This window comes from Pseudomonas sp. fls2-241-R2A-110 (genome assembly GCF_030209165.1).
Lineage (GTDB): Bacteria > Pseudomonadota > Gammaproteobacteria > Pseudomonadales > Pseudomonadaceae > Aquipseudomonas.
The window spans coordinates 1-16,812 of record NZ_JARVSN010000016.1; the positions used below are offsets into that span (position 1 = coordinate 1).

Here is a 16,812-nt window from a genome sequence, read left to right on the forward strand (position 1 = left end):
CATCGCCGATGGTAGTGTGGGGTTTCCCCATGTGAGAGTAGGTCATCGTCAAGATCAATTCCAAAACCCCTGTTTGCTAACGCAGACAGGGGTTTTGTCTTTCTGGCGTCCATAAAAACGCTGACCCCGCCTACCCTTTCCACACTCAGGAACTCTGCGAGCCAACACCTTGTGGCACCAGAACTGTCCTCGACCCCTTCAAATGCCAGCGGTTACGCCTGCGGTGTTCTAGCACGCCGTTCGGCGGGAATACTGGTCATTTGTTTCATACAGCTAAGTATTCCCGGTTCTGTGCCGAAAGACTGATGAGACATGCGCGCACCAAAGTAGAGCGGTCGAAAGGCGCCGTCTGCGCTGTTACATGGAATGTTGCACCTGGAACGCATCCCCACTTTTTGCATAGAAGTCCCATGAAATGAATCTCAAATTCAGCCATAAAATCCTTCTGGCCGCTTCTGGCGTCGTGGTGCTGGCGTTTGCGTTGTTCACTTTGTACAACGACTATCTGCAGCGAAACACGATCCGGCAGAACCTCGAATCGTCCGTCCAGCAAGCCGGCGACCTGACTGCCAGCAGCGTGCAGAACTGGATGAGTGGGCGTGTGCTGGTCTTGGAAAACCTCGCGCAAAACGTTGCTCATCAAGGCGCCAACGCCGACCTTCCGGGTCTGGTCGATCAACCGGCTTTCACTTCCAACTTCCAGTTCACCTACGTTGGCCAGGCCAATGGTGTATTCACTCAGCGCCCCGATGCGAAGATGCCGGACGGTTACGATCCGCGTCAGCGTCCTTGGTATAAACAAGCTGTAGCTGCCGACAAGACCATGTTGACTCCGCCCTATATGGCAGCTGTTGGCGGCCTGGTGGTCACCATCGCCATGCCGGTGAAGAAGAATGGAGAATTGCTCGGCGTGGTCGGTGGTGACCTGAGCCTGGAAACCCTGGTGAAGATCATCAATTCGGTGGACTTCGGTGGTATCGGTCATGCGTTCCTGGTCAGCGCCGACGGACAGGTCATCGTCAGCCCGGACAAAGACCAGGTGATGAAAAACCTGAAGGACATCTATTCGAACGCCGGTGTGCGCATCGAGAAGGGCAATCAGGAAGTCACTCTGAACAAGCAGGACCGAATCCTCTCGTTCACGCCGGTCAGCGGTTTGCCAAATGCCGAGTGGTACATCGGTCTGTCGATCGATAAGGACAAGGCCTACGCACCGCTGAGTCAATTCCGCACCTCCGCCTTGATCGCGATGTTTATCGCCGTCAGCGTTATTGCAGTGCTCCTGAGCCTGCTGATCAATGTGCTGATGCGTCCGTTGACTACCATGAGCCGCGCGATGCAGGACATCGCCCAGGGCGAGGGCGACTTGACCCGTCGTCTGTCCGTGGAAAGCAAAGATGAGTTCGGTGAATTGGGCAGTTCTTTCAATCAGTTCGTAGAGAGGATTCACGCCTCGATTTCCGAAGTGTCCTCGGCGACTCGTCAGGTTCATGACCTGTCCCAGCGTGTAATGGCATCGTCCAACGCCTCAATCGTCGGCTCCGATGAGCAAAGTGCCCGCACCAACAGCGTGGCCGCCGCAATTAATCAGTTAGGCGCCGCTACTCAGGAAATTGCCCGTAACGCCGCGGACGCTTCGCAGCACGCCAGCGGCGCAAGCGAGCAGGCCGATGACGGTCGTCAGGTGGTGGAAAAAACCATTCTGGCCATGACCGAGCTGTCGCAGAAAATCAGCCTGTCCTGCACCCAGATCGAAACCCTGAATGCCAGCACCGATAACATCGGGCACATTCTGGATGTGATCAAAGGCATCTCCCAGCAGACCAATTTGCTGGCACTCAACGCGGCCATCGAAGCAGCCCGAGCGGGTGAAGCCGGTCGCGGTTTTGCGGTGGTGGCGGACGAAGTGCGCAACCTGGCACATCGCACGCAGGAATCGGCGGAAGAGATCCACAAGATGATCACCTCGCTGCAGATCGGTTCCCGCGAAGCGGTGACGACCATGAATGCGAGCCAGGTCTCCAGCGAAGAGACTGTCGAGGTGGCGAATCAGGCCGGCCTGCGACTGGTGAGTGTTACCCAGCGCATAGGCGAAATCGACGGGATGAACCAGTCGGTAGCAGCCGCGACCGAAGAACAGACGGCAGTAGTGGAAACCCTCAACGTTGACGTTAATCAGATCAACCTGCTGAACCAGCAGAGCGTGGCGAACCTCAATGAAACATTGAAGGATTGCGATGCATTGTCGTTGCAGGCGAACCGGTTGAAGCAGTTGGTGGATAGCTTCAAGATCTAACAGTTCAGGCCCGCCGAGTTATCGTTCATCGCGGGCAAGCCCGCTCCTACAGGTTGATCGCGTTTCCTCAAATGAAATGCGGTCTAAATGTGGGAGCGGGATTGCCTGCGATGGCGGTAGTTCAATCACCGCCAAACGAAAGCCCTACGCAAATAGCTTCAACACATTATTCATCGCGTCATCGGCAAACCCCTGCACAAAATCCTTGAATCCCGGCAAAGCCTCGGCGCCGCCCTGCGCCGGTTCGGCAATGATCGTCCAGGTCGCCCGCGACTTGCCCGCACCCAGCGGTTCTACACTCATCGCCGCCCACAAATTGGCCACGCCCAACGTGTTGTAGATCGTGGTCCACGTCATGCTCAGCGCTTGGTCATCGCGCGAATTCAGCTGCTCGACCACCAGGTTGCCGTCCTTGAAAAATTTCTTGCGCAGCGACGACACGCCTTCTCCCGTCATCTCGATATGCGAGAGCGCCGGAATGAATTTGTCGAAGCCGGCAAAGTTACCGACCACCGCCCAGGCTTGTGCGGCATCCGTCGGTACCTCCACAGAAGATACGACGTGGCAGCCGTGAGGGTTTTTGATCAGGGTATCGGGTTGCAGAGTGCTCATGGTCTTGCTCCATTGGGTTTTAATGAATCAGATGAAGTTGATTTCTTTGAGGTAGTCGCAGCCACGGCGCAGCAACGCCGGGGATTTTTCCGGGTAATGCGCGCCCATCTGCCGAACGCCAGCCTGGGCGTTGTCGTGGCCGATCATCGAGATGTCGCCGATGTCTTCCTCGAAGCCGTTGAGGTAGAACCCGAGCACGCCGAACAGCGCGTTGTCGCTGTCGACCCGACCGAGTTGCTGCTGCCAGTCAGCGACACTAACCATGGCGAATTCCCGGCCGGCGTCACGGAATGACGCAACGTAGTCGTCCCAGCTCAGAGGCTCGGGGTTATGCAGGTTGAACACGGCTTTTTCGGGCTGATAGCGGCTGGCATGGAAGGCGATGAACCGGGCCAGAAAGTCCACCGGCATCAGGTCGAAATTCAGCGCGAACTCCGGCACCTGACCGAGTTGAATCGATCCCTTGAGCATCAGCATCAAGCGGTTTTTGTGCGGCTGACAAACGCCGGTGAGGCTGTTGAAACTGATGTTTCCCGGACGGTAAAGATTGACCCGCACCCCGCGCTCGCGCGCTCGTTCAAGGATTCGCTCACCGACCCATTTCGACAGGTTGTAGCCGTTCTTGATGTAGATCGGCGGGGTCTGTGCGGCGGGCAATTCCAAAACCCGACCATCGTCGGCAATCGTGCTCGAGGCCGACAGCGTGGAGACGAAGTTGAAGATCTTCTTGCTGCGCCCTTCACATAGGCGCAGGCACTCGAAAATCGGCTCAACGTTATCTCGCGCCAGCGACTCGTAATCGAGCACGTGATTGACGTTGGCGGCGTTGTGCACCAACGCGCCGAACTCCCGATCCAAACGCTCGTAAATGGCCGGTGCGAGCCCCAGTGACGGACGCGTAATGTCCGCCGCATGAACCTGTACCCGACTCAGGTCCAGATGCTCCAGACGGTTTTCGCGCAACGCATGAGCGAAACGTTCAGCTGCCGATTGCCCGTCGCCATCACGCACCAGACACGCCACTTCACTGACGCCCCACGCCAACAACGCCTCGACGATATGCACGCCGACAAAGCTGTTGGCACCCGTGACGATCACCTTGTGCACATCGCCCATGCGGCTGATTGGCAGCGGCTGAATATCCAGCTCACGGAAGGCATCTGCCAGCGCCTGCGCACTCAGCACTTCCTCGGTGCCTGAGCCACGGACCAGGGTTGCCAGTTTCGCAATGGTCGGTAATTCGATAAAGCGGTTGATCGAGATACTGCGACCGAATTCCTCACGCAATCGCAGCAGCATCCGCGACAACAGAATCGAGTGGCCTCCCAGATTGAAGAAGCTTTCGTCGGTCGAAATATCGCTGGGTGGCAGCTCCAGCAACTCGGCCCAAATCTCAAGCAAGAGTGCTTCATCGGCGCTGGCCGGGAGGCGTCGCACCGTGTTTTCGCAAACATTCACCGGCAGGGTCAGTAGCGCCTTACGATCGACCTTGCCATTGCTGGCGAACGGCATGCTGGTCAGTTCGGTCCAGGCGCCGGGCTGCATGTAGTCTGGCAAAAACTGCATCGCGTGAGCCCTCAAGGCTTCGCGAGCAGCGCCGGGTTGCTCCTCCTGTGGCTGCGCCAGGAACGCCAGAATGCGCCGCTGGCTGTCGATGACCACAGCCACTTGGCGGTACAACTGACTGTCGCGCAGGCAACGCTCGATCTCCTCCGGCTCGACCCGAAAGCCGCGAATCTTTACCTGGTTGTCCCGTCGTCCACACAGCTCGATGCCGTCAGGGGTCCACTTCGCCATGTCGCCGGTACGGTAGGCGCGCAGGGTCTGGCCGTGGGGCAGGGTCAGGTTCAGATAGCGCTCGGCGGTCTGCTGCGGGTTGTTCAGGTAACCCAGACAAACCCCCGGCCCGACGATGTACAACTCGCCGACAGTCTGCTCGGTCACGGGTTGCAAACCCTCATCCAGAATCAGCACCTGACTGTTGGCAATCGGTGCGCCAAGAGTGCGGTTGCTGTCGCCATTGCGCAGCTGTCGAGCCGTGATCAGCACCGTCGCTTCGGTCGGACCATAGAGGTTGTAGAGGTTGCCCTGGCGGGTGAGTTGCTCGATGACATAGGGCTCGCAGACATCGCCACCGGTCATCACATGATCCAGGACCTGCAGCTGCTCCAGCGGCAGAATGCTCAGCAGTGCCGGCGGCAGGAACGCATGGCTCAGCTGTTGATGACGGATCAGTTCAACCAGTTGCAAGGGATCGCGGCGCTGATCATCGCTGGGCACGATCAGTTCGGCGCCCTGAAGCAAGGTCGGGAAAATATCGATCAGCGACGAGTCGAAACTCAGCGATGAAAACTGCAGCGCCCGGCTTTGTTCAGTCAGTTGCACATAGTCGGCGTACCACGCGGTGAAGTGCGCGAGGTTGGCCTGGCTGAGCAACACGCCTTTGGGATGTCCGGTGGTGCCCGACGTATAAAGCGCCATGCACGGTGCATCGAGATCAGGTCGCTGGCGCATCAAGGATTGGCCGAGATCGACGTCATCAGCTTCGATTTGGCTGATGTCCAGCGCTGGCATTTCATCGGCCAGTGGATGTTGGCCGTCGTGCAGCAACAACACGGCCCCGGCGTTTGAAAGAATGTACTGCTGACGTTGCAGTGGATGGCTTGGCTCCAACGGCAAATACACCGCACCGCTGCCCAGAATCGCCAGAATCCCCGCATACAACGCTGTGCATTTGGGCAGGCAAATCCCGATGACCAACGGCCCTTGATGTTGAGTGAGCAACGGCAGCAATCGCTGCTGGATCGCGCGACTGTGGGCGTGCAATTGCCGATAGCTCAAGGACGTGCCGGCGATGTTCAGTGCAGGTCGTTCGGGTGACTCGATGAAGCGTTGCTCGAGGCGCTCGATCATCGGGATCCGGGCGAGTTGCAGCAGCCCGGGTTGAGCGGTGTTGTTGAATTGATGGACGAAGGCCAGGTGCTCTAGAAACAGCAGGTTTTCCACACTCTCGTAGTGAGCGGATGAGACCGGTTCGGCCTGCACAAAATACTCGGCGTCACGGGAGAACCGACTGACCAGCAGCGCGACATGATCCACCAGGTCCGCCACCGCTCTGAGGCGCAATGCCTGGCCGTTTCCCGACGGCTCATCGGCAATCGGCACACGAGTGAACAGCCTGCCTGCGTGCATGCACAGCAAGTCCATCGGCGCGAGCCCAGTGACGTCTGGCTTGTCGACGCCCATTTGCAGGGTGAGACGGGGCGCATCGCCCAAGACTGAAAACGCCTGGCTGGCATCGTCGATCAGCAAATCAAACGGCGGCGCCTCTTCGAACGCCTCACGCCGCACCAGCAAATGACCCTGTTGTTCAAGTTCCAGCGCCAGGTCGGTCAAGGCCTGGCTTTGCCCAATGAGCAGAATGTCGAGACGTCTCATGATGTTCTCCTCGTTAAACCAGGTAGTCGCTGAGGGCGTCTTGGACGCACGGCGAATCGAGCAGCGAACTGCTGCGGAAAAACCGCACGATGTTGGCGACCAGCGGGTGATGGCGATTGATCGGGAAGGCCAGCCCCGAGACTTCGCTCTTGAGTGCACGACGCGTGGCATCGCTGATCTGCAAGGAGTCGATCAGACGAAAATCGAAGGATTTCTGGATGTCGTTGGTCAGGTAATGCGCGATGAACACCGGCAGAATCTGCGCGATACGTTGGCGGTCGTCTTCGCTCGCGGTGTGCCAGTAGATGCGCACCATCCGCGACCAGAATCCGGAGTGGCGACCTTCGTCGAGCAAGTGGTCGGCCATCAGGCCTTTGATCGATTGCTTGACCGTGTCGTCCTTGGCGAACGCCGCGACATCGCCGGTCACGGTGTTCTCGGCGATGGCCACGCAAATCAGTTCAACGGCACTGCGCAGGTGCTCCGGTGCAAGGGCCACGGCCGCCGGTATGGCTCGGCTCAATTCGATTTCATCCGGCAGCTCGATCGGCGTGATGCCGGTCATGGCGACGGTCTGTTGCATGAAATCCATGGCCACGAGCGCGTGGTAATCCTCGTCTACCACCACGGTCATGGCGTCATAGCGACAGGCAAACGGGAACGTTACGGCGAAGCGGTTTTTGGCGATGCTACGCGCGGTCTTGTCGACGATCTCGGTCTCGAAAATCACCACGTCGTTGATGAATTTGTACAGCGTCTGCACCAGTGCGAAGTCGCGTTGTTCCGGGCATTCGCGCAGGAAGGTTTCGCTCAGCACCAGCGGTTGGCGACTCAAGGGATAGATCAACTTGTCATCGTTCTCCAGCACGCGCCGGGGACGGGTGCGGATGGTCGCGCGGCTCTCCCAGGCGTCGGCGAAGGATTGGTAGTCGGCGGCGTTCATGCGTTCACCTCGGCAACCGGTTCGCTCATGCTCTGGCGCAAGCCGTCCCATAGGGCGATGCGGCTTTCTACGGCGGCAATCGCGCTGGCGTAGACATCGGCTTCGCGTTGCGGATCACCATCGACCAGTCGTGCCAGCAGCTTTTCCGCGGCAGGGCCGTGGTCTTCGGAATCGACCTCGATGTGCCGTTCCAGGTAGTAACGGAAGGTCGGCGCTTGCTCGATGCCGATGCCCCAGTCATCCAGAATCCGTTGGAACATCTGCGGAATGACACTCTCGCGACCGTGCAGAAACGCGGCCGCCACGCTATGCCCAGGTGCATGCAGCGCGGTGTGCAAGGTGTGGCGCACGAACTGCGCAGCCGCCGGATCAACATCAACGCTTTGCAACGCCACGTCGTAACTCACACCTTCTTGTTGCAACGCCACAAACCGTTCGACCGCGACCGTGCTGGCACCGACTTCGCGCATTGCATCCAGGTACAACTCGAAATGGCTGTAATGACCTTGGGCCGGACGATCATCGGACTCTTCACCGAGCACAATCTCGTTGATCAGGCGCGCAGCCTGCGGGTCTCGCGGCGGCAACCAGGGCAGTTGAACGCAGGTCAATTCCTGTTGCAGACGTTTGGTCAGCGACATGAAATCCCACACTGCAAAGACATGGGTTTCCATGAAACGTTGAAGTACCGACAGTGAATGTATTTCAGCGAAAATCGGGTGCGCACTAAGTTCTGCTTTCTTTTGGTTTAGACGTTCTTTATGCGTTTTCATGAGCGAACCTATAGGTGATTTGAAATGCCGATATGGGCGCGTAGATCAATAAGTGAAAGTCGTTTAACGTTTTCTGTTGGCGAGCGAATGCCTCAAATTAATTGATGAGTTTGCGTTGAACGTAGAGCGCCAGGTAGCGGCTTTGAACCACCGTATTCAGAGGCGGCGGAGAAAAACTAATACAGGAATAAAGTTCCCGGCAAGTTATTTTTATATTATTTGAAAGTTATAGTTTCTTGCGCGCGATAAGCCCCGATAAAACATTTGTTAGTTGTTTTATTTGGGCGTAGTTGCTCCTTTCGACTAATAGCAATCAAAATTCAGGTAAAGAGTGAATGCCTCACTCGAAGCAACTTTCTAAAGGTGTCGTTTAGATGATGTAGGGGGGTGGAAGTTGGCTGGGATTAACGCCGGTTCTTCCTTTCCCGTGACAAGACTCCTTCCGTAGGTTCTTGGTGCGGGGACTGCTTCGCGGGATGCGGAGCGTCGCCCGTTCTTTATTTATTGGCAGCCCAAGAGTGAGCGTAAATCAAGGCAGCCGCTATCACCGGGTTGTCATAAACCGGTGCAATGAATGGGGCGGGGGGAAGTCGTTCGGCGAAAGGGCCTTGGCCACGGGAAGTGCGGTCGTTAAAGCGGTTCGGCAGGACGCCGGAGGATGTGTAAGAGGATTTGTCGCGGATTCATCAGGTTGAATGGCGGTCAATGAAACAAGGGCCGGGATGCCACCCGTTTCATTGACCGCTGCGATTAGCGGTTGGTTTTCCTGCTCTGCGCCTCGGGGCTGTTGAGGTAACGCGTGATGACCTCCACACCGCGATTGAGGTGATGTTCGAGCAGCTTTACCGCGCGGTCGATGTCACGATTTTCGACGGCCGATAACAGCGCTCGGTGATCTTCCTGGGACAGTTTGCCCAGGCCCATGGCTTCCAGGTTAAAGCGCAGGAAACGCTCTTCCTCGTTCAAACCGTCTTCGACCAGTCTCAACAGACGGCGGTTAGGCGCCTTGCTGTAAAGCGCCATGTGGAAGAGGCGATTGAGCCGACCGATTTCGGTGTAGTCATTTTCTGTCTCGAGGCTATCGATATAACGCGCAGCCTCTTCGAAATCCTTGGCGTCGAGTAAGGGAATCGACAACCGCAGGGCTTCGGATTCCAACAGAATCCGCAACGCATAAGTCTCGACGGCGTCACCCTGAACCAGCGGCGCGACGACGGCACCTTTATGCGCGATGACATTGAGCAACGATTGGGCTTCGAGTTGGCGCAAGGCTTCACGCACCGGCATGCGGCTGACGCCGAACAGGTCGGCCAGGTCTTGCTGGCGCAACGCAGTACCGCACGGAATGCGACCGTCGAGAATGGCCGAACGCAGGGTTTCTTCGATCACCGAGCGTGCCAGATGAGCGGGAATCGGCCCGTTGACCTTGATACTGCTGAGCGGGTTGGGCTTCTGTGTCACTACTACGCACCCTGTTTGACTGAAATATTTGGATCCAAATGGACACTAGTGACTGCTTGTCAGGTTGTCAAACGATCCGGGGATCGTAGCCTGCCACTTATTATGTCATTCGCCATTCAAAGTTTAGCGCGTCACCAGTGATTGCACCGTGCCATTGTCTTTTACCGGGCTAACCTTCACCATCAAACGAATTCCATCTGCCTGATCTGGATGCCTCGCATTGGCGGTACATTTCGCGATCCCTCGGACCTTGCGCTGGCTATGCTGCGCCTTGCTGCTGGCCGGCGTCATGCTGGGCGGTTTGCATGCCGACTGGGATTTTTCGCTGATCAGCCGTCGCGCGCAGGCATTGTACGGGCCCTTGGGCGAAGGTCAGCAGCGCATTGACGCCTGGCAGCATTTGCTGGCGACGCAAAAGCAGGTCAATGAGCTGGAGCAGCTCAACGTGGTCAACCAGTTCTTCAATAAACAGGTGCGTTACGTTGAGGACATCGATCTGTGGCACCAGGTCGACTATTGGGAAACTCCCATCGAAGCCTTGTGGAAAGGCGCCGGCGACTGCGAAGACTACGCCATTGCCAAGTATTTCAGCCTGCGCCATCTCGGTGTTTCCAGCGACAAGCTGCGCATCACCTACGTCAAGGCGTTGCGCTTGAACCGGGCGCACATGGTATTGACCTATTACTCGAGCCCCGAAGCCATGCCGCTGGTGCTCGACAGCTTGATTGACGCGATCAAGCCGGCCAACCAGCGAACCGATTTGCTGCCGGTCTACTCTTTCAATGCCGAAGGATTGTGGCTGCCGGGTGCCAAGGGCAACAAAAAGGTCGGTGATACGAAACGCCTGTCTCGTTGGCAGGACGTACTGAAGAAAATGCAGGCCGAAGGTTTCCCGGTCGAGACGACTAACTAGGAGCATGCGCTCAGATGTCTTTGTTCAAACAGCTGTTGATCGCTATCTGTCTATTCCTGGTGGTCGCCTTCACCGGTAGCTTCATGGTCAGCCTCGAAAGCTCGCGTACCCAATACGTCAACCAGTTGCGCTCCCACGCCCAGGATGCTGCGACGGCGTTGGCGTTGTCCCTGACGCCGAACATCGATGACCCGGCGATGGTCGAGTTGTTGGTCAGTTCGATCTTCGACAGCGGCTATTACGCGAGCATCCGTGTGGTCGATTTGTCCAACGACAAAACCATCGTCGAGCGCAGTGGCATTCCGGCGGTCAACAATGTGCCGGACTGGTTCGTCAAAATGATCGGCCTGGAGGCGGCCGGTGGCGATGCGATTGTCAGCCGTGGCTGGGAACAGGCGGCGCGGGTCGAGGTGGTCAGCCACCCGATGTTCGCGTTGGCCAAACTGTGGCAGAGCGCGTTGGGCAGCCTCGGCTGGTTGCTGATGTGCGGTGCTGTGAGCGCGGTATTGGGTGCGTTGCTGCTGCGTCGACAACTCAAGCCGCTGGATTACATGGTCAAGCAATCCCACGCCATCGCCCGCCGCGAATTCCTCAGTCTGCCGGAGCTGCCACGCACGCCTGAGTTGCGACGTGTGGTGCAAGCCATGAATCAGATGGTCGAAAAGCTCAAGGCGCTGTTCCAGGAACAGGCCGAACGCAGTGAAAAATTGCGTGTCGAGTCCTATCAGGACAACCTCACGGGCCTGGCCAACCGGCGTTATTTCGAGATGCAGTTGAATGCCCGGGTCAGTAACACGGAGCAGGCAAGTTCCGGTTATCTGCTGCTGTTGCGGGTCAAGGACCTGGCTGGTTTGAACCAGCGGCTGGGTGGTCAGCGCACCGATCAATTGTTGCAAGCGGTGGGCGAGCAGCTGTCCCGCGAGTGCGCCAAGTACCCTGAAACGCAGAACCTTGTCACGCGAATCCGTGGTGGCGAATTTGCCGTGCTGGCGCCAGGTCTGGTGCGCGAAGAAGCCCTGCAACTGGCGCAGAACCTCGACAGCGCCTTGGCGAGCCTGCATGCGACGGGCGCCACCGACGTGGCTTCGGTGGCCTCGATCGGGCTCGCCCCGTTTGTTCATGGCGACTCGCCTCAAGCCGTGTTGAGCCTGGGAGATCAAGCATTGGCCCAAGCCGAAGGGCAAGGTGAGCAGAGCTGGGCGTGTCTTGATCACAGTGCTTCGGCCAGTGTCGGTGATGACCATCACGCCTGGCACACTTTGCTGGATCAGGCGTTGAATCATCACCGTTTCCAATTGTATTTCCAACCAGTGGTGGCCAGCCAGGACACGCAACTGGTGCTGCATTACAAGGTGTTGTCGCGGTTGATCGACGCCGAGGGCCAGACCATTCCCGCTGGACGCTTCCTGCCGTGGCTGGAGCGTTTTGGCTGGACTGCGCGGCTGGATCGGCTGATGTTGGAGCTGGTGCTTGAGCAAATGGCCGAGCATGAACAGTCGCTGGCGCTGAACTTGTCTTCGGCGACGTTGGCCGACCCGCAGGCGTTGAGCAAAATCTTCGAGATTTTACGTATTCACTCCGATCTTGGTCCGCGACTGACCCTGGAAATCGGCGAGGAGCAACTGCCAGAGCAAGCGATGCTGGAAGATCTGACGCGGCGTCTGCGTGAACTTGGGTTCTCATTGAGCCTGCAACGTTTTGGCGGGCGCTTCAGCATGATTGGCAACCTGGCGCGGCTGGGCCTGGCGTACTTGAAGATCGATGGCAGTTACATCCGCGCAATTGATCAGGAGAGTGACAAGCGCTTGTTCATCGAAGCGATTCAGCGCGCGGCGCACAGCATTGATCTGCCATTGATTGCCGAACGGGTAGAGACCGAAGGGGAGTTGTTGGTGATTCGGGAAATGGGGCTGTATGGGGTTCAGGGGCAGTTGTTTGGTGAGCCGAAGCCTTGGCAGTAAATTTTTATAGCTAGGTGGTGAGTTAGTACGTCATCGCGGGCAAGCCCGCTCCCACAGTGGATCTGTGTTGGCCACTAAATTCGGACCAACCCAAAATCCAGTGGGAGCGGGCTTGCCCGCGATGGCGTCAGTGCAGTCACCAATGAGCCTGGGATCTCAGATAAGCCCCGTCTCTTCATCATCAATCAAATGACTCAACCCACCCAACGCCTCACGGGCCTGGGTCCGGTCCATCAGCTTGGCCTGCGCGGCGGCCGGCAGGTCGGTGACGCGGATCACGCCTTTGCTGGTCAGCACCTGGATCAAGTCGTCGAGTACCCGGATCATCTCCAGGTCGCTCTGTTTTAGTTGTTTGAGGCTGGTTTCCATCACCTCGTTGGCGTACCAGGCCTGAATCTCGTGATTATCAGCCGGCAGCGTTTCCGTGGCCTCGGCGTAGGCCGCGGCTTCCACGCGCACTAACTGACCCTGCGCATCGCGTTGCACGTAGAACATTGAGCATCCCTCAGAAATGGACCAGCGTCATGCTGTCAGCAGCATAGGCCAACTGGAACACGAGTATGCGGTGCGGCGACGAAATCGTCACCGGGGGGAAAGGCGCAAACGTGACGGCCGCCCCATAAGGGCGGCCGTTTTTCGTTGGATCAGCTGTTGTTGTGGTCGACTTTGATGGTCGGGTCACTGCCGGCAATCAGCGAGTGAATATTGGCACTGGACCAGTTGTTGCCTTCCAGTTTGATCGTCACATCCGGCGTCGCGGCTGCCGCATCGCCCGAGTTGAATTTGCCGCCGGAACTGACTTGCAACGACGAAACGCCATCCACCGTGGTGATCTTCAGGAAGTTGTCGATGGTGCTGCCGGTTTCGCCTTGCAGCAAGTCGCGCAGGTCGATGCGGTCACCTTCGCTGGCCTTGAAGTCCTTGATCACATCGTTCCCGGTGTCGCCAGCCTTCCAGACGAAGGTGTCGGCACCCGAACCGCCAATCAGGATGTCGTTGCCCTGACCACCCATCAGCGAATCGTTACCCGAGCCACCGAGCAAAATGTCATTGCCCTTGCCGCCGTCGAGCACGTCGTTCCCGCCCGAGCCGAAGAGGATGTCATTGCCCGCACCGCCCAACAGCGTGTCGTTGCCGTCATGGGCACCCGACACATCGAACGCGGTGTAGTGCTCGGTGATGAACTGGTGCACGTTGCTGGTGGTGACTTTGCTGACGTCGACACCGGTCTGCTGCGCTACGAACGCTTGCATCGCCTGGTAACCCTCGCCGGCAACGCCGTTGAAGCTCACCAGGTCGCCGAACAGGATGTCGTTGCCGTCGCCACCGCTGACGGTGTCGTTGCCCGGCATCGTCGCTTCGGTGTGACCGACGATCGAGTTGGCCAAGTCTTTGGGATCGATGTTGGTTTGCGGCGTCTTGTCTGTGTCGTACGGTTTCAGGTCGGAGAGGGTGACGTCCTTGTTCAGGCCGATGGCCTCGACATTCGAAAGGTTGCCTAGCAGCGCGAAGCTGCTATTGGCATTGTCGGTGGTGTTCGAGCTGGAGCTGTTGCCGCTGCCCGCCAGGCTGGACAGCTCGTAGGTGCCGTCACCTTGTGCGTGAACGGTGCCCAGGTTGCTGGAGCTCCAGCCCCACCACGAATTGTAGGTTTGCAGCGTCACTGTGCCTGAACTGTTGATGTTCAGAATGTGCGTGCTGTCGATGGTCGTGGAGAACGTATCGCCCGGCTTGTAGTTGCTGGTTTTCACCACGTCATCGAGCTTCACGTTGCCGAACAGCGTCGGGTTGGTCTGCTCGCCGTTCTGGTAATAGGTCGGCTGGCCGTCGGTGATGAAGTAGGTCAGGTTCTTCGCCCCGGTGTTGGCCACCGCGTCGGCACTCTGGAACCAGTTGGCCGTGGTCTTGAACACGTCCTCGTAGTTGGTACCGCCGCCGGAGGACATCGAGTCCAGCACCGACTTGAGCAGGGTCAGTGCATTCGGATCGTTCAGGTTGACCGCCACCGATTTGTTGACCTGGGTATCGAAGTCCACCAGGAAGATGTTCACCGTGCCCGAGTTGCCGCCCATGCTTTGCTTGAGCGTGTTGAACACTGAGGTCAGCGAGTCCTTGGCGGCGCTGATCGACGACGAACTCATGCTGCCCGAACTGTCGACCATGAACGCGATGTTGTAGTTGGTGCCCGGCACCACGGTCAGGCCGCCGATGTCGGCGACGATGATGTCGTTGCCGTCAGTGCCGGTGACAGTGTCGTTCGCGGCAGTGGCGGTGATCGCGTTGTAGACCGCCGGGTAGACGGTGACCGGGATCGTCGCCGTGCTCAGCGCCGAACCGCCCAGGACCTCGGTGGAGGTCGAGGTCACCGTCAGGTTGAACTGGCCGTTGTAGTACGACGGCGGTGTCACGGTCAGGGTGCCCAGGTTCCAGCCGGTGACGTTGGCTTCGCCGGAGGTCGCAGTAGCGGTGAACGTGTGGCCCGCGCTATCGGTGAGGACCGAGCCCGCCGGGATGCCGCTGATCTTCACGCTCAGGCTTTCGGAGCCGTCGGTGTCAGTCAGGGCCGTCTTGATCGCGGTCAGGTGAACGCTGGTGCCTTCGGCGCCAGTATTGAGTTTGTAGCCGTCGTAGTAACCCTCACCGTTGGTACCGTGCAGGTCGGAGACGGTGACGCCGGAAGCGGCCAGATCCGCCACGCCGGTGTACAGCGGCACGCCGGCACTGCTCAGGTCGATTGCCGCACCGCCGTTGACCGACAGGTTAACGTCATAGTTACCCGGGCCGCTCTGGTTGTGGTGGTAGATATCCAGCGTGTAGTAACCGCTGGTGGTCGGGGTGAACGAGCCGTTCAGGTTGCCGCCCGCGCCCCACGTGATGGCCGCTACGTTCTTGCCGCCGATGGTCACCAGCAGGCTGTCATCGCCGGTGCCGGTAAAGGTGTAAGTCTTGCCGGCTTCGAGGTAGATCAGGCCGGAGGTTTTCGACGCCGTGCCTGCCGCGACGCTGCCGTCGGACTGCACGTTGGTCACCGTGCCACTGGAGTTCGGTGTGCCCGCGCCATCAATGACACTTTTCAGCGTGCCCGAAGACGCGCCGCTGCCATCGGTACCGAGGCCCGACAGGCCGGTCCAGACTTCTTTGATCAACCCGGTGGATTTGACGCTGTTGTCCGCAACGCTCAGGGAGGGTGCGTCGGCCACAGGGGTGATGTCGATTTTGATCGTGCCGGTGTCGCCCAGCGCCGAGCCGTCGGTTGGCTGGAACTTGATCTGCGCGTAGTCCGCCAGATTGTTGCCCATGCCCGTGCCGCCATAACCATTGGCACCGGATTCGTTGGCATCCGGCAGGAAGCGTACTTTACCCGCGTCGATGTCCGCCTTGGTCAGGGTCTGGTTGTTAGTGACATCAGCCCAGGTCGAACCGTTCAGGTACTGCAACTTGCCTTCGCCCGGCAGGCCGGTGATTTTCACGCCGAGGCTGGCAGCTGGACTGTCGACGTCGCTGACGCCGAAAGTCGACCAACTGAGGATCAGTGGAGTGTCTTCGGTCCCGGTGACGTTGACCGGTGCGGCGGTCGGCGCATCGTTCACCGCCACCACGTTGACGGTGGTGGTCGCGGTGTTGGAGTAGTTGCTGCCATCGGTCACCGTCACGGTGATGATCCGCGGCACGGTGCTCGGGTCTTCACTGCTGTTGGTGAAGCTGATGTTTTTGATCTGCTGCATGTAGTCGGCCAGCGTCGCGTTGCCGGACAACGTCAGCGTGACGGTGCCGTCCTTGCTGTTGGCATTGATGGTGATGCCGTTGACGCTGTTGCCCAGGTTCAGCGCATCACCCGGCTGACGGTTGGTCAGCACGATGGTCGCGCCGGTCAGCATGGTGCTGTCCGGGTCGGTGATTTTCAGGTCGGTGTCGCCAATTGACACACCCTGGCCGGTGGTGCCTTCGGTGAAGGTCACGTTGTAATTGGCTCCGGTGGCTCCACTGGAATTGTTGGCATCAAGGTCGAGCACCGGCGGCGCATCGTTGTCGACGATTGCAGTGCTGATGCTGCCATTGGTCGCGCTGATCGCCAGGTTCTCGAAGTTGCCTCCGGTGGCCGAGTCGATCTTGACCACGAAGTTTTCGGTGCTTTCAGTGATCCTGTCGTCCAGCGTCGCGACGTTGAAATTCGCCGTGCTGGCGCCGGCCGGAATTTTCACGGTGTACACACCGGTGAAGTCCGAACCGTCGGCCGCGGTGCCGCTGTAGGTGATCTTCAGGGTGACTTCGGTCTGCGCCGGGTGGGTCAGGCTGACGGTGTAGCTGGCGGTCTGGCCTTCAGTCACTGAGGTGCTGCCGGTGATGCTTACTTCGGTTTTGTCGAGGGTGTCGGTGACGTTGGTCACCGCCGCAGCCGGGTCTTTCACCAGGTT

Annotated in this window: 10 protein-coding genes; 3 read left to right on the forward strand and 7 right to left on the reverse strand. The window is 58.6% G+C overall.

Translation table 11 applies throughout. The features are described 5' to 3' along the window. The first annotated feature begins 415 nt into the window (after positions 1-415). Positions 416-2,296 (forward strand): methyl-accepting chemotaxis protein, encoded by a 1,881-nt coding sequence (locus QRN31_RS12535; protein WP_285432335.1) that lies wholly within the window; start codon positions 416-418, stop codon positions 2,294-2,296. Positions 2,297-2,440: 144 nt separating this feature from the next. Here the strand turns inward: QRN31_RS12535 and QRN31_RS12540 are convergent, their stop codons facing one another. The 5 genes from QRN31_RS12540 to QRN31_RS12560 form a co-directional block, all read right to left on the reverse strand. Further along, positions 2,441-2,908, reverse strand: a complete 468-nt coding sequence (locus tag QRN31_RS12540; RefSeq protein ID WP_285432337.1) for an SRPBCC family protein — start codon at positions 2,906-2,908, stop codon at positions 2,441-2,443. A 27-nt stretch (positions 2,909-2,935) separates the two neighbouring features. Beyond that, complete coding sequence (locus QRN31_RS12545; protein ID WP_285432338.1) at positions 2,936-6,346, reverse strand: non-ribosomal peptide synthetase; 3,411 nt, start codon at positions 6,344-6,346, stop codon at positions 2,936-2,938. 13 nt (positions 6,347-6,359) lie between these two features. Beyond that, the gene (locus QRN31_RS12550) at positions 6,360-7,289 is read right to left on the reverse strand and encodes a diiron oxygenase (protein ID WP_285432340.1); all 930 of its coding nucleotides are present in this window, start codon (positions 7,287-7,289) and stop codon (positions 6,360-6,362) included. Continuing rightward, a complete protein-coding gene (locus tag QRN31_RS12555; RefSeq protein ID WP_285432342.1) occupies positions 7,286-8,062 on the reverse strand; it encodes a DUF3050 domain-containing protein in 777 nt (258 codons plus the stop codon). Before QRN31_RS12555 ends, QRN31_RS12550 begins: the two co-directional genes overlap by 4 nt. A gap of 750 nt (positions 8,063-8,812) precedes the next feature. After that, positions 8,813-9,523: a GntR family transcriptional regulator gene (locus tag QRN31_RS12560; RefSeq protein ID WP_285432344.1), complete on the reverse strand. Its 711-nt coding sequence runs from the start codon at positions 9,521-9,523 to the stop codon at positions 8,813-8,815. 220 nt (positions 9,524-9,743) lie between these two features. Between QRN31_RS12560 and lapG the strand changes: the two genes are divergently transcribed. Both lapG and lapD read left to right on the forward strand, forming a co-directional pair. Then, positions 9,744-10,436: a cysteine protease LapG gene (gene lapG, locus QRN31_RS12565; protein ID WP_285432346.1), complete on the forward strand. Its 693-nt coding sequence runs from the start codon at positions 9,744-9,746 to the stop codon at positions 10,434-10,436. Positions 10,437-10,450: 14 nt separating this feature from the next. Then, positions 10,451-12,397, forward strand: coding sequence for a cyclic di-GMP receptor LapD (gene lapD / locus QRN31_RS12570; protein ID WP_285432348.1), 1,947 nt, complete (start codon positions 10,451-10,453; stop codon positions 12,395-12,397). 156 nt (positions 12,398-12,553) lie between these two features. Here the strand turns inward: lapD and QRN31_RS12575 are convergent, their stop codons facing one another. Both QRN31_RS12575 and QRN31_RS12580 read right to left on the reverse strand, forming a co-directional pair. After that, positions 12,554-12,892 (reverse strand): tryptophan synthase subunit beta, encoded by a 339-nt coding sequence (locus QRN31_RS12575; RefSeq protein WP_090177231.1) that lies wholly within the window; start codon positions 12,890-12,892, stop codon positions 12,554-12,556. Between the two features lie 149 nt (positions 12,893-13,041). Continuing rightward, a partial coding sequence (locus QRN31_RS12580) for a beta strand repeat-containing protein (protein WP_285432350.1) occupies positions 13,042-16,812 on the reverse strand: 3,771 nt, incomplete at its 5' end.

Bases quoted from the DNA above. Each gene is read 5' to 3' on its own strand.
- QRN31_RS12535 (WP_285432335.1), top strand. From the start codon at position 416: ATGAATCTCAAATTCAGCCATAAAATCCTTCTGGCCGCTTCTGGCGTC.
- QRN31_RS12540 (WP_285432337.1), bottom strand. From the start codon at position 2,908: ATGAGCACTCTGCAACCCGATACCCTGATCAAAAACCCTCACGGCTGC.
- QRN31_RS12545 (WP_285432338.1), bottom strand. From the start codon at position 6,346: ATGAGACGTCTCGACATTCTGCTCATTGGGCAAAGCCAGGCCTTGACC.
- QRN31_RS12550 (WP_285432340.1), bottom strand. From the start codon at position 7,289: ATGAACGCCGCCGACTACCAATCCTTCGCCGACGCCTGGGAGAGCCGC.
- QRN31_RS12555 (WP_285432342.1), bottom strand. From the start codon at position 8,062: ATGAAAACGCATAAAGAACGTCTAAACCAAAAGAAAGCAGAACTTAGT.
- lapD (WP_285432348.1), top strand. From the start codon at position 10,451: ATGTCTTTGTTCAAACAGCTGTTGATCGCTATCTGTCTATTCCTGGTG.
- QRN31_RS12575 (WP_090177231.1), bottom strand. From the start codon at position 12,892: ATGTTCTACGTGCAACGCGATGCGCAGGGTCAGTTAGTGCGCGTGGAA.